Origin of the sequence: Paracoccus sp. C2R09 (assembly GCF_018860625.1) — a bacterium.
GTDB lineage: Bacteria > Pseudomonadota > Alphaproteobacteria > Rhodobacterales > Rhodobacteraceae > Paracoccus.
Genome location: NZ_JAHKQB010000024.1, coordinates 30,855 through 43,594 on the forward strand (window position 1 = coordinate 30,855; position 12,740 = coordinate 43,594).

General features: G+C 64.3%; 12 protein-coding genes. 6 read left to right on the forward strand and 6 right to left on the reverse strand.

What is annotated here, in order from left to right; all coding sequences use genetic code 11:
• The 4 genes from KO490_RS09495 to iolD are packed head-to-tail and all read right to left on the reverse strand — an operon-like array spanning nt 1 to nt 4,542.
• Nucleotides 1–831 (reverse strand): class II fructose-bisphosphate aldolase, encoded by an 831-nt coding sequence (locus tag KO490_RS09495; RefSeq protein ID WP_216019184.1) that lies wholly within the window; start codon nt 829–831, stop codon nt 1–3.
• On the reverse strand, nt 828–1,685 hold the full coding sequence (locus tag KO490_RS09500) for a 5-deoxy-glucuronate isomerase (protein WP_216019185.1): 858 nt from the start codon (nt 1,683–1,685) through the stop codon (nt 828–830). The genes KO490_RS09495 and KO490_RS09500 overlap by 4 nt, the downstream gene beginning before the upstream one ends.
• A gap of 11 nt (nt 1,686–1,696) precedes the next feature.
• Nucleotides 1,697–2,677 carry a 5-dehydro-2-deoxygluconokinase gene (iolC, locus tag KO490_RS09505; RefSeq protein WP_216019186.1) on the reverse strand — a complete coding sequence of 327 codons (981 nt, stop codon included), beginning with the start codon at nt 2,675–2,677 and terminating at the stop codon, nt 1,697–1,699.
• Entirely contained in the window at nt 2,677–4,542 is a 1,866-nt protein-coding gene (iolD, locus tag KO490_RS09510; protein WP_216019187.1) for a 3D-(3,5/4)-trihydroxycyclohexane-1,2-dione acylhydrolase (decyclizing), read from the reverse strand. The genes iolC and iolD overlap by 1 nt, the downstream gene beginning before the upstream one ends.
• Nucleotides 4,543–4,659: 117 nt before the next feature.
• Between iolD and KO490_RS09515 the strand changes: the two genes are divergently transcribed.
• Genes KO490_RS09515 through KO490_RS09525 form a run of 3 tightly spaced genes read left to right on the forward strand, consistent with a single transcriptional unit; the run spans nt 4,660 to nt 7,818 of the window.
• Complete coding sequence (locus KO490_RS09515; RefSeq protein ID WP_216019188.1) at nt 4,660–5,763, forward strand: Gfo/Idh/MocA family protein; 1,104 nt, start codon at nt 4,660–4,662, stop codon at nt 5,761–5,763.
• Nucleotides 5,764–5,780: 17 nt separating this feature from the next.
• Nucleotides 5,781–6,674 (forward strand): TIM barrel protein, encoded by an 894-nt coding sequence (locus tag KO490_RS09520; RefSeq protein WP_216019189.1) that lies wholly within the window; start codon nt 5,781–5,783, stop codon nt 6,672–6,674.
• A 10-nt stretch (nt 6,675–6,684) separates the two neighbouring features.
• Nucleotides 6,685–7,818, forward strand: coding sequence for a Gfo/Idh/MocA family protein (locus tag KO490_RS09525; protein WP_216019190.1), 1,134 nt, complete (start codon nt 6,685–6,687; stop codon nt 7,816–7,818).
• A 27-nt stretch (nt 7,819–7,845) separates the two neighbouring features.
• Here the strand turns inward: KO490_RS09525 and KO490_RS09530 are convergent, their stop codons facing one another.
• On the reverse strand, nt 7,846–8,853 hold the full coding sequence (locus KO490_RS09530) for a LacI family DNA-binding transcriptional regulator (RefSeq protein ID WP_216019191.1): 1,008 nt from the start codon (nt 8,851–8,853) through the stop codon (nt 7,846–7,848).
• Between the two features lie 169 nt (nt 8,854–9,022).
• On the opposite strand from KO490_RS09530, the gene KO490_RS09535 reads away from it, so the two are divergent.
• The 3 genes from KO490_RS09535 (at nt 9,023) to KO490_RS09545 (ending at nt 11,947) form a co-directional block, all read left to right on the forward strand.
• A complete protein-coding gene (locus KO490_RS09535; protein ID WP_216019192.1) occupies nt 9,023–9,961 on the forward strand; it encodes a sugar ABC transporter substrate-binding protein in 939 nt (312 codons plus the stop codon).
• Between the two features lie 70 nt (nt 9,962–10,031).
• Nucleotides 10,032–11,156 carry an ABC transporter permease gene (locus KO490_RS09540; protein WP_216019193.1) on the forward strand — a complete coding sequence of 375 codons (1,125 nt, stop codon included), beginning with the start codon at nt 10,032–10,034 and terminating at the stop codon, nt 11,154–11,156.
• Nucleotides 11,157–11,158: 2 nt separating this feature from the next.
• Entirely contained in the window at nt 11,159–11,947 is a 789-nt protein-coding gene (locus tag KO490_RS09545) for an ATP-binding cassette domain-containing protein (RefSeq protein WP_216019194.1), read from the forward strand.
• Between the two features lie 151 nt (nt 11,948–12,098).
• Here the strand turns inward: KO490_RS09545 and KO490_RS09550 are convergent, their stop codons facing one another.
• Nucleotides 12,099–12,692 (reverse strand): TetR/AcrR family transcriptional regulator, encoded by a 594-nt coding sequence (locus tag KO490_RS09550; protein WP_216019195.1) that lies wholly within the window; start codon nt 12,690–12,692, stop codon nt 12,099–12,101.
• Nucleotides 12,693–12,740 lie beyond the last annotated feature (48 nt).

Genomic DNA, 12,740 nt, shown 5'->3' on the forward strand with positions numbered 1-12,740 from the left:
TCATGCTCCCTTGAAGGCCCGCAGGATGCTGCGGGCGGCGGCCACCATGGGCTCGTGCGTTTCCGAAAGTATCTGCACCCGGTCGAAGCGGGCGGGGTCGCGGTCGATGGCTTCGCGCAGCGAACGCCCGAAGGCCATCCGAAGCTCGGTCCCGATGTTGAACTTGCAGATGCTGGACCCCTGCGCCAGCGCGCGGCGCTGCGCGATGGGCACGCCCGATCCGCCATGGATCACCAGCGGCAGATCGGTCACCGCTTCGATGGCGCGGATACGATCCTCGTCCAGCCCGCCTTCGTGATCCTGCTGCAGGTGAACGTTGCCGACCGATATGGCCATCGCGTCGACGCCGGTCTCGCGCGCGAAGCGGGCGGCCTCGGCCGGATCCGTCCCGGACGATCCGTCGCCCCCCGAATAACCGACGAAGCCGATCTCGCCCTCGCAGGATATGCCTGCTGCATGGGCCATCTCGACGATGCGGCGGGTCTCGGCGATGTTCTCCTCCAACGGTTTGCGCGACCCGTCATACATGACCGAGGTGAAGCCGCAATCGATGGCCTGACGGCATTCCTCGGCGGTATAGCCGTGGTCCAGATGCGCCACGACGGGCACCGAGGCATTCTGCGCCAGGTGGCGGAACATCGCGCCCAGGACCGGCAGGGGGGTATGCGCGCGACAGCTTGGCCCGGCCTGCAGGATCACGGGGCAATCCTCGGCCTCGGCGGCGGCGACGAAGGCGCGCATGTCCTCCCACCCCAGGGTCACGAGGCCCGCCACGGCATGGCCCTGCCGCAGCGCCGGTTGCAGCACGTCGCTGAGTGTCACGAGCGTCATTTGAACCTGCTTACCATGTCCATGATGCCGGGGATGGTCTTCAGCTGATGTGCATGGGTCGGCTGGAAATGCTGCTTGAGGCTGCGCTGGCTGAGACCGCCCAGGATGGTGAAGTAATACATCTGGTAACCCGGAAGCACCGCGCAGGGGTGATAGCCCTTGTCCAGGCAGATCGTCGATCCGTCCACGATGTGGTAGGCATCGCCCGGCTTGCCATCCTCGCGCTGGAGCATCTGCACCCCCGAGCCGTAATTCGGCTTGAAGCGGAAATTGTAGGTCTCGTCGTGGCGGGTCTCCTCCATGCTGCCATCGGCGGCCTTGCGGTCGGTGTCGTGCTTGTGGCTGGGAAAGCCCGACCAGCCGCCTTCGCCCACCGTGAACAGTTCCGAGACCAGCAGACGCCCCACGCGGTCATGGTGGTTCGCGCCCAGGATATGCTTGATCTTGCGGTGGGTCTTGGTGTCGTCGGACCCGTATTGCACCACGTCCAGATCGGGGGCGCGCACGTCGAAGGGTTCCAGCACCCGGTCGTATTTCGCCCCGGCGATGAAAACCTCGGCCTTGGGCGACTTGCAGGTCAGCCGGACCTTCGCGCCGACAGGGACATAGACGCCTTCGGGTTCACCGTCCCAGACGTCCTCGGTCCGGTTGCCCAGATCGGGGAAATGCGCGCCGTCGACCGTCACGTCGACGGTGCCCGTGGCGGGGACGACGCAGGTCTCGTAGCCGGGCACGGCATAGTCGAATGACTGGCCCTGCGTCAGCTTGACGATGTTGAAGTAGTTCAGCGGCACCAAGGCATCGTCGACATCGACGATGGGTTTGTTCCGGTTGTCATGGGGGGCGATATGCATGGGTCTTCCCTTCAGCAATCCGTTGCGCCCGGATGGGCGGCAAGAAATTCGTTCAATCCTTGGGTATCGGGCATGGCGGGTGCGCAGCCGGGCCGCGACACCACGATCGAGGCGCAGGCCGAACCGCGCAGGACGGCCTCGCGCAGGGGGCGACCGTCGGCGATGCCCGCCAGAAGTCCGGCCATGAAGCTGTCGCCTGCACCATTGGGCTTGATGGCGGTGACGGGAAAGATGCCGGTCCGGATTTCCTGCCCGTCGGCGAAGGTGATCGCGCCTTCGTGGCCCATCTTGTAGATGACCAGCTTGCCCTGGGCCGCCAGTTCGCGGGCCTTGGCCAGCCCCTTGTCGATCCCGCCCGCCATGAAGCCGAACTCTTCGTCGTTTCCGACGATCATGTCGCTTTCGGCCCCGGCGCGGGACAGGACCTCGGCCGCAATTTCCGGCGAGGGCCAGGAATACGGGCGATAGTCGATATCGAAGATCACTGGCAGACCGGCCTCGCGCGCCTTGGCAAAGGCGTGGAACGTGGCCCCTCGGGCGGGTTCTGCGGCAAAGACCGTGCCTGCCGTGATCAATGCCCCGAAATCCGCAAGGTCGACGCGATCGACATCCTGCGCGGTCACCTGGAAATCAACGGCCCCGTTGCGATAGATGACGTTCTGGAAATCCTCGATCCGGCTTTCGTACACCGCCAGCGACAGGCGGTATTCCCCGCCCACCACCTGGAGATACCGGGTATCGACCCCGTAATGGCGCAGGCGGTTGGTGGCAAAGCGTCCGACCGCATCGTCGGAGACGCTGGTGACCAGCGCCGCCCGGCAGCCCAGCTTGACCAGGCCCGCGCAGATATTGGCGGACGATCCGCCCAGATCGGCCTGAAAGCTGTCCGCGTCTTCGGATTTCACGCCCGGGGGCGTGGCGAACAGGTCCATGCCCGCGCGGCCGAAGACGACGAAACTGCGCTTGGCGATGGCATCCAGCAGGGCCTGCATTACACGCCCTTCCGCTGGTTGGCTCGACCGGATTCCCATTCCAGATGCGCCTCGCGCACCTTGTCGTTGTCGGTGACATGGGGGGTGCCGACCTCCCACCAGGCGTGGCCCTGCTTGGTCCAGCCTTCATAGGCATCGACATTCATGACGATGACATAGGTCTTGTCGCTGGCCTTGGCGCGCTTGAAGGCCTCGGCCAGCTCGGCTGGGTTCTCGACCCGCTCGGCAGTCGCCCCCATTGACGCGGCATGGGCCGCGAAATCGACGGCAAAGGGCTGCGTCACGGTCGGGCAATCCGCGATCAGGTTGTTGAAGCTTTCGTTGCCGGTGTTGTTCTGCAGCTTGTTGATGACCGCGAAGCCGCCATTGTCCAGCAGCATCACGATCAGCTTCCTGTCGCTGAGGACCGAGCTGTAGATGTCCGAGTTCAGCATCAGATAGGATCCGTCGCCGCAGAAGGTGATCGTGTCGCGATCGGGTTCCTGCTGGGCCTGCGCGATGCGCGCCCCCCATGCGCCCGCGATCTCGTAGCCCATGCAGCTGAAACCGAATTCGACATCGACCGTGCCGGTATCCAGCGTGCGCCAGTTGGCGGTGACCTCGGCCGGCAGGCCACCTGCCGCGGCCACGATCCGGTCGCGGCTGTCGCACAGCGCGTTCACCACGCCGATGGCCTGTGCATAGCTGTTCGGGCCGTTCCCGGCGCGGGTATTCTCGGCCACGTAATCGTTCCAGGTCGCGCGTTCGCCCTTGGCAAAATCCACCCAATCGCTCGGGGCGCGGTATCCGTCCAGGCCCGCCTGCAATGCCTGCAGCGACAGCTTCGCGTCGCCCACCACGGGCAGGGACAGGTGCTTGCTGGCATCGTGACGCGCAGCATTGACCGAAACGAAGCGGGCATCCTGCGCAAAGGCCGTCCAGGAGCCGGTAGTGAAGTCCTGCAACCGCGTGCCGACAGCCAGGATCACATCGGCCTTGGCGGCGATGGCATTGGCGCTGTCCGAGCCGGTGACGCCGATCGGCCCGATATTCAGCGGATGGCTGTCCAGCATGTTGGCGCGGCCCGCGATGGTTTCGACCACCGGGATGTCATGCGCCTCGGCCAGGGCCGTCAGCTGTGCGACCGCGCGCGAATATTGAACGCCCCCGCCGGCGATGATCATCGGGCGTTGTGCCCCTGCAAGCATGGCCACGGCGTCCGCGATCTCGGCCTCGTCCGGGGTTTGACGGCGAATGCGATGGACCTTCTTTTCGAAGAACACCGTCGGATAGTCGTAGGTCCAGCCCTGAACGTCCTGATGCAGCCCGATGAAGGCCGGGCCGCAATCGGCCGGGTCCAGCAGGGTCGCCAGCGCATTCGGCAGCGATTGCAGGATCTGCGCGGGATGCGCGATCCGGTCCCAGTATCGGCTCACCGGCTTAAAGGCGTCGTTCACGCCGAAGGTCGGGTCGTTGAAATTCTCCATCTGCTGCAGGACGGGGTCGGGCAGGCGGGTGACGAAACTGTCCCCGCACAGCATCAGCATCGGCAGGCGGTTCGCATGGGCCAGCGCCGAGGCCGTCAGCAGGTTCGACGTGCCCGGCCCCGCCGATGCGGTGCAGAACATGAAGCGTTGCCGCAGCCATTGCTTGGCATAGCCTGCAGCGGCGAAGCCCATGCTCTGTTCGTTCTGCCCGCGATAGAGCGGCAGTTCCTTGCGCATGTCGTTCAGCGCTTCGCCAAGGCAGGTGACGTTGCCATGCCCGAAGATGCCGAAGCCGCCCCCGCAGATGCGATGTTCGGTCCCGTCGATCTGGATGTACTGGTTCGCCAGCCAGCGGATGATGGCCTGCGCGGTGGTCAGGCGGATGGTCGATTGCGTCATGATGCCGGCCTCGTGGAATTTTGAAGGCGTTGGTGATTGCGTCTTGCGGGTCGTCGAATCTGACGATACTAATTTTGCAACCGGTTGCAATTTGATTTTCGGAGGAGGGGACGAAAGTTGCGCGAAATCGGAATTGGAGTTCTGGGCGGCGGCTACATGGGCAAGGCGCATTCGGTCGCAATGGCGGCGGTGGGTGCGATCTTTGCCACGACGCTGCGCCCGCGATTGGAAATGATCTGCGCATCGCGCCCGGACAGCGCGGAGAGGTACCGACGCGAATACGGCTTCGCCCGCGCGACCGCGGATTGGCGTGAACTGGTCCAGGATCCGAAGGTCGAGGCCATCGTGATCGCCACGCCCCAGGAAACGCATCGCCAGATCGCCGAGGCGGCCTTCGCGCTCGGCAAGCCCGTCTTTTGCGAAAAACCGCTTGGCGCCGGGCTCGAGGACGGCCAGGCGATGGTCGCGGCGGCCGAGGCAAGCGGCCAGGCGAACATGGTCGGCTTCAACTATATCCGCACCCCTGCCAGTCAATATGCACGGCAGCTGATCGCGGACGGGGTCATCGGCAAGGTGACCATGTTCCGTGGCGAACATACCGAGGATTTCTATGCCGATCCGCAGGCCCCCGCGACCTGGCGTACGACGGGCATGGCCAATGGAACGATGGGCGATCTGGCGCCGCACATGATCAACGGCGCCCTTGCCCTGATGGGGCCCATCGCCAGCGTCATGGCCGAGGTCGAGACCGTTCACGCCACCCGACCGGGCGGCGAGGTCACGAATGACGACCACGCCCAGATGATGGTGCGCTTTGACAGCGGCGCGATGGGGCAGATGTATTTCTCGCGCATCGCGACCGGTCGCAAGATGGGCTATGCCTATGAAATCACGGGCACGAAAGGTACGATCCGCTTCGATCAGGAAGACCAGAACGCGATCTGGCTGTACCGGATGGAGGGGGACGAGGCGACGCGGGGCTTCACCAAGATCCTGACGGGTCCGGCGCATCCCGATTACAAACCATTCTGCCTGGGGCCGGGCCACGGGACCGGATACCAGGACCAGATCATCATCGAGGCACGCGATTTCCTCAAGGCGATCGAGACCGGGCAGCCGGTCTGGCCGACCTTCCGCGACGGGTTGGAGGTGACGCGCGTCGTCCAGGCCGCCCTGCGATCCGCCAGCGACCGTCGCTGGATCGACATTCAAGACATCTGATCATCGGAGAACACCAGATGAGCATTCGTATCGGAAACGCGCCCTGCAGCTGGGGTGTGGAATTTGCCGGCGACCCGCGCAATCCCGACTGGCGCCAGGTGCTGAAGGAATGCGCCCAGGCCGGCTACAAGGGGATCGAGCTTGGTCCCGTGGGCTTCATGCCCGAAGACCCCGCGATCCTGGCCGGTGCCTTGGCGGAACACGATCTGCAGCTGATCGGCGGGGTGGTCTTTCGTCCCTATCACGACCCCGCCGCGTGGGACGAGGTGCTGGATGCCACCCACCGCACCGCACGCGCGCTGAAGGCCCATGGTGCGCAGCACATGGTCCTGATCGATTCCATCTCGCCCCGCCGCGCCCCGACTGCCGGGCGCGCATCCGAGGCCGAGCAGATGGACCGCGCCGAATGGCAGGCCTTCCGCGACCGCATCGCGGAATCCGCCCGCATCGGCACCGAGGAATACGGCCTGACGGTCGGCATCCACGCCCATGCCGCAGGCTTCATGGATTTCGAGCCCGAGCTGGAGCGCCTGCTGGACGAGGTCGATGAGAAGATCCTGAAAATCTGTTTCGACACCGGCCACCATTCCTATGCAGGCTTCGATCCGGTGGCCTTCATGAAGCGTCACATCGACCGCATATCCTATATGCATTTCAAGGATATCGATCCGAAAGTGAAGGCCTCGGTGATCGAGAACCGCACCGGCTTCTACGACGCTTGCGGGCAGGGGATCTTCTGCAGGCTGGGCCAGGGCGATGTCGATTTCCCGGCGGTCCGTCAGGTGCTGCTGGATGCGGGCTTCGAAGGCTGGTGCACGGTCGAGCAGGATTGCGATCCGACCATGGACGTCACCCCCATGGAGGACAGCCGCGCGAACCGCGAATATCTTGAATCAATCGGCTTCAACTGAGGGGCAGGCCATGACGAAACTGAAATGGGGCATGATCGGCGGGGGCGAGGGCAGTCAGATCGGCCCGGCACACCGTCTGGGCGCCCTTGCCGACAGCCGCTTCGAATTCGTGGCGGGCGCGCTGGATCACCGCCCCGAGGTCGGGCGCGAATACGCCACCCGGCTGGGTATTGCCGCCGACCGCGCCTATGGCGGTTGGCAGGAAATGCTGGAAGGCGAGCGAAATCGCGACGATCGCATCGACCTGGTAACAGTGGCCACCCCGAACGCCACCCATTTCGAGATCACCAAGGCGTTCCTCGAGGCCGGCTTCAACGTCCTGTGCGAGAAGCCGATGACCATGACCGTCGAGGAGGGCGAGGAGATCGTCGAGATTGCCCGGCGAACTGGTAAGATCTGCGCCGTCAACTATTGCTATTCGGCCTATCCGATGGTCCGGCAGGCCCGCGCGATGGTTCGGCATGGAGAGATCGGCAAGGTTCGGCTGGTCGTCACCAATTTTAGCCACGGCCATCACGGCGATGCGACTGATGCCGACAACCCGCGTGTGCGCTGGCGCTATGACCCGGCGATGGCGGGGGTGTCTGGTCAGTTCGCCGATTGCGGCATCCATGCCCTGCACATGGCAAGCTTCATCGCCGACGATCAGGTTGAACGACTGTCGGCGGATTTCGCCTCGACCATTCCCAGCCGGGAACTGGAAGACGACGCCATGGTCAACTTCCGGATGGAGGGCGGAACGGTCGGGCGCCTATGGACATCCTCGGTCGCCATCGGGCGGCAGCACGGCTTCGACATCCAGGTCTTCGGCGAAACGGGCGGCCTGCGTTGGGCATCCGAACAGCCCAACCAGCTGATCTATACCCCTGTCGGCGGCCGCACGCAGATCATCGAGAAGGGCGAAGGCGGGCTGCACGAGGATGCGCAGCGCCTCAGCCGGGTGGCCATTGCGCATCCCGAAGGCTTCCCCCTGGCGGTCGCGAATATCTATTGCGACCTGGCAGATGCCATTGCGGGCCATGACCGTGACGGGCTGCCGCTGGCCGCAGATGGGGTGCGGTCGATGGCGGCGGTTCATGCCGCCGTGGATTCGGCCAAGCGTCAAGGCGAATGGGTCGAGGCGCGTCCTTCGATCTTTCGCTGAACGACAGGCGGCCCTTCGGGGCCGCCGTCAACCCCGATCGGGCAGGGGTCGCAGCGTCTTCCGTTCGACGATGTTGCAAGGGAACAGCCGCGCCTCGGGATAGCGGTCGGGATCGTCCATCGTCGCCACCATCAGCTCGATCGCGGAATTCACGATCTCGCGGATGGGCTGCCTGATCGTCGTCAGGCCGATATTCTCCCAGCCCGACATCTCCATGTCATTGAGGCCGATGATGCCGATATCGCCGGGAACATTCAGCCCGGCATCCGCGATCGCCGAAATGGCACCGATGGACAGAACGTCATCCCCGCAGAAATAGGCCTGCGCAGGTTTCCCTGACAGCAGGTGCTGCATCTCGTCCCGGCCGGCCTCGAAGCTGTAGGCGCGGGCGTGGCTGACGCTGGCCTTCACATGTGGATGCGCGGCAAGTTCCGACATGAAGCCCGCCTGGCGATCCTGGGTCGAGGTTGCCGCCGCCGGGCCGCCAAGAAACGCCACATCCGAATAGCCGCGCGCAAGCAGCGTTCGCGCCGCCATCCGCCCGCATTCCATGTTGTCGATCCCCACCACATGCACGTCGGGGGTGCTGGAATATCGCCCGAAAGCGTTCACCACCGGAACCCCCGCGGCCCGGAACGCCTGCGAGAATTCGGGCGGCAGGGTGGAAGAGGCGATCACCGCCGCATCGACCGAATATTGACGGAGCATCCTGACCGAGTTCGCGGGCTCTGCCTCGTCGGTCAGGTTGACGAGCAGCGGGCGGAGACCACGGGCCTGCAGGCCGCGCGTGAACTGGTCGAAGACGGTCAGGAAGATCGGGTTGTGGAAGTTGTTCGATACCAGCCCGATCATCCGGGTCCGGCCCGTCGTCAACGAGGACGCCAGCGCATTCGGGCTGTAGCCCAGTTCCTTGGCGGCACGTTCGACCTTGCGCCGCGTCTTGTCGCTGACCGAAGCGCCGGGCGTGAAGGTCCGCGAAACAGCCGACCGACTGACGCCCGCACGTTCGGCGACCTCCTTCAATGTGACGACCATGACGGCTCCGCTGCGGTTTCGCATTCCGTTATCCCGATAGTGCAGGATTGGACATTAGTTTTCGCAGGGCGGTATTGCAACCGGTTGCAAAGTGACGTGACGTATGGTTTCATCAGGACAGGAGGAAAGGCCGAAAGCCTTGCTCGCATGACGAATCTGGGAGGGTTCAATGAAGAGAACGGTTCGCACGCTTCTGATCGCCGCCGCGATCGCCCCCGCTCCGCTGGCCGCCATGGCCGAGGGCGAGAAATACATCCTTGTCAGCCATGCCCCCGACAGCGACAGTTGGTGGAACACCATCAAGAACGGCATCGCCCTTGCGGGCGAGCAGATGGATGTCGAGGTCGAATACCGCAACCCGCCGACCGGCGACATCGCGGACATGGCGCGCATCATCGAACAGGCCACGGCCTCGGGGCCCAACGGCATCATCACGACGCTGGCCGATTTCGACGTGCTGAAGGCGCCGATCATGGATGCGGTTGCCTCCGGGGTCGACGTGATCATCATGAATACCGGAAGCGCCGAACAGGCCCGCGAGGTCGGTGCGCTCATGTATGTGGGCCAGCCCGAATACGACGCGGGCTTTGCCGCAGGCCAGCGCGCCAAGGATGACGGCATCGGGTCCTTCCTTTGCGTGAACCATGCCATCCAGCAGCCCACGCTGGCGGAACGCTGCCAGGGCTTTGCCGACGGCCTGGGGGTCGAACTGGGATCGTCGATGCTGGACAGCGGCGCCGACCCGTCCGAGATCAAGAACCGCGTGCAGGCCTATCTGTCGGCCAATCCCGATACCGACGCGGTCCTGACCCTCGGGCCCGTGTCGGCGGATCCGACACTTCTGGCACTGGACGAGATCGGCCTGGCCGGAGACATCTATTTCGGCACCTTCGACCTGGGCGAGGAAATCGTGAAGGCGATCAAGTCCGGCGTCATCGAATGGGGCATCGACCAGCAGCCCTTCCTGCAGGCCTATCTGCCGGTCGTGATCATGACGAACTATCACCGCTACGGCGTGCTTCCGGGCAACAACATCAATGCGGGTCCGGGTTTCGTGACCGCCGAAGGCCTCGAGAAGGTCGAGGAATTCGCCGGCGAGTACCGCTGATACGCGATCCTTCGGGCGCCCGATCCTCGGGCGCCCGTCCCAAGGTCCAACATACTACAGGAGCGCGCTGATGGGCGACGCAGCTGCAACCCCGCCGTCCCAGGACGAGCGGATCAAGGAAATATCGGCCCTGCGCCGCGCGCTGATCCGGCCCGAGTTGGGCGGAATGGTCGGCACGGTCGCGGTCTTCACCTTCTTCCTGCTGTTCGCCTTCGACAGCGGCATGTTCAACAGCCAGGGTGTAATGAACTGGGCCGTCGTGTCGGGTCAGTTCATGATCATCGCCGTGGGTGCATGCCTGCTGATGATCGCGGGCGAGTTCGACCTGTCCGTCGGCTCCATGATCGGCTTTGCGGGCATGATCGTCGCGATCCTGGGCGTCACGCTGGACTGGCCGATGTGGCTGGCGATCCTGACGACCTTCGCGCTCTGCGTGGCCATCGGGGCGCTGAACGGCTGGATCGTGGTCCGCACGGGGCTGCCCAGCTTCATCGTGACGCTGGCCTTCCTGTTCATCCTGCGCGGATTCACCATCTTCCTGCCGCAGCTGATCGAGCGGAAGACCATCATCGGCGGCATCCGCGACGCGGCCGAAGGCGACTGGCTGGGTGCGGTCTTCGGCGGCAAGATCCTGGGCGGACTGTTCGTCTGGCTGGGCGATATGGGGCTGATCGGCGTCTTCGACCGGGGCACCCGCGCGGGACAGCCGATGGTGGACGGCATCCCCATGCTGCTGGTCTGGGCACTGGCGCTGATCATCTTCGGCCATGTCCTGCTGACCCGCACGAAATTCGGCAACTGGATCTTTGCCGCGGGTGGCGATGCCGAGGCGGCACGCAATTCCGGCGTTCCCGTCAACAAGGTGAAGATCCTCATGTTCATGTTCACCGCCTTCTGCGCGACCGTCTTCGCGGTCTGCCAGGTGATGGAGTTCGGCTCGGCCGGTGCGGATCGCGGCCTGCTGAAGGAATTCGAGGCGATCATCGCGGTGGTCATCGGCGGCGCGCTTCTGACGGGGGGCTACGGTTCGGTGATCGGGGCCGCGCTCGGGGCGCTGATCTTCGGGGTGGTCCAGCAGGGGCTGTTCTTCGCGGATGTCGAAAGCTCGCTCTTCCGGGTGTTCCTGGGCGTCATCCTGCTGGGTGCGGTGATCCTGAACACCAATATCCGCCGCATCATCACCGGAGAACGCTGATCATGACCAGATCCACGACACCGATCATCCAGATGGCCGGCATCGAGAAGCATTTCGGCAGCGTCATCGCGCTGGCAGGCGTTTCGGTCGACATCTTTCCGGGCGAATGCCATTGCCTGCTGGGCGATAACGGCGCGGGCAAATCGACCTTCATCAAGACGATGTCCGGGGTTCACAAACCCACCCATGGCCAGATCCTGTTCGAAGGCGAGCCGATGCATTTCAACGATCCGCGCGATGCCATCGCCGCGGGGATCGCGACCGTTCACCAGCACTTGGCGATGATCCCGCTGATGTCGGTCAGCCGCAACTTCTTCATGGGCAACGAGCCCGAGCGCAAGGTCGGCCCGTTCCGCTTCTTCGATCACGAACGTGCCAATCGCGTGACGATGGAGGAGATGCGCAAGATGGGCATCAACCTGCGCAGCCCCGATCAGGCCGTCGGAACCCTGTCCGGGGGCGAACGCCAGACGGTCGCGATCGCCCGCGCGGTGCATTTCGGGGCGAAGGTGCTGATCCTGGACGAGCCGACAAGCGCGCTTGGTGTGCGGCAGACGGCCAATGTGCTGGCGACGATCGACAAGGTGCGCAAGCAGGGCATCGCGGTGGTGTTCATCACGCATAACGTGCGACATGCCATGGCGGTTGGCGATCGCTTCACGGTGCTGAACCGGGGCCAGACCCTCGGGACCGCGATGCGCGGTGAGATCACGCCCGAGGCATTGCAGGACATGATGGCTGGCGGTCAGGAGCTGGTCGCGCTTGAAGAAAGCCTGGGCGGAACCATCTGAACCATGTGACAGCTGCGGGTCGGGATCTTGCTGCTGCGGGAACCCGGCCCGTACGGCGTTTCAGCATCTGCCCACGTTTCGATAGCCAGTCGATACCGACGATCTGGCTGGGCTAGGGGCGGCATGCTGCGAACCCTGACCCCGTGCCGCGTCAACCGCTGCCATAGCGGCCCATGAACATCTCCACGCAATCGGCGATCACAGCATCCGCGTCCCCATCCGGTTCGGCCCCCATCAGGAACCGTGGCCAGACGAGGAAATGTTTCACCATCGACAGAAGCTGGTTCGCCGCGAATGGCGCATCGGCCCGGCGCAGCGCGCCTGCCTGCATCGCCTCGTCGATCAGGCGCGCGATCGGGGCGTCCTGCAGCGCGGCCCGTTCGAAGAACGCCCGGGCAAGGCCCTGATCGCGCAGAAACTCTGACAGAACCAGCCGATTGAGGGCCATGTAGCGATCCCCTGTCAGATGGGTGACGTAGTCGCGCAGTGCTTGGACCAGTTGGTCGCGAACGGGGCGGGTGGGGTCGTGATGCAGGCTGGGCATCGCGGCCATCTGGTCCAGCAGGATGTCGGTGATCGCGCTGAACAGAAGCTCCTTGCTCTCGAAATGCTTGTAGAGCGTGCGCTTCGACACTTCTGCCATCTCGGCGATCCGGTTGACCCTTGCCGCAGCGAAACCCTGTTCCTGAAACTCGCGGATGGCAGCGTCCAGGATATCTTTTCTTTTTACCTCAGTAAGTTTCATCGGATCTCGCTGGTTCGGGCGTCAGAATGTAAACAAACGGGTTTACAC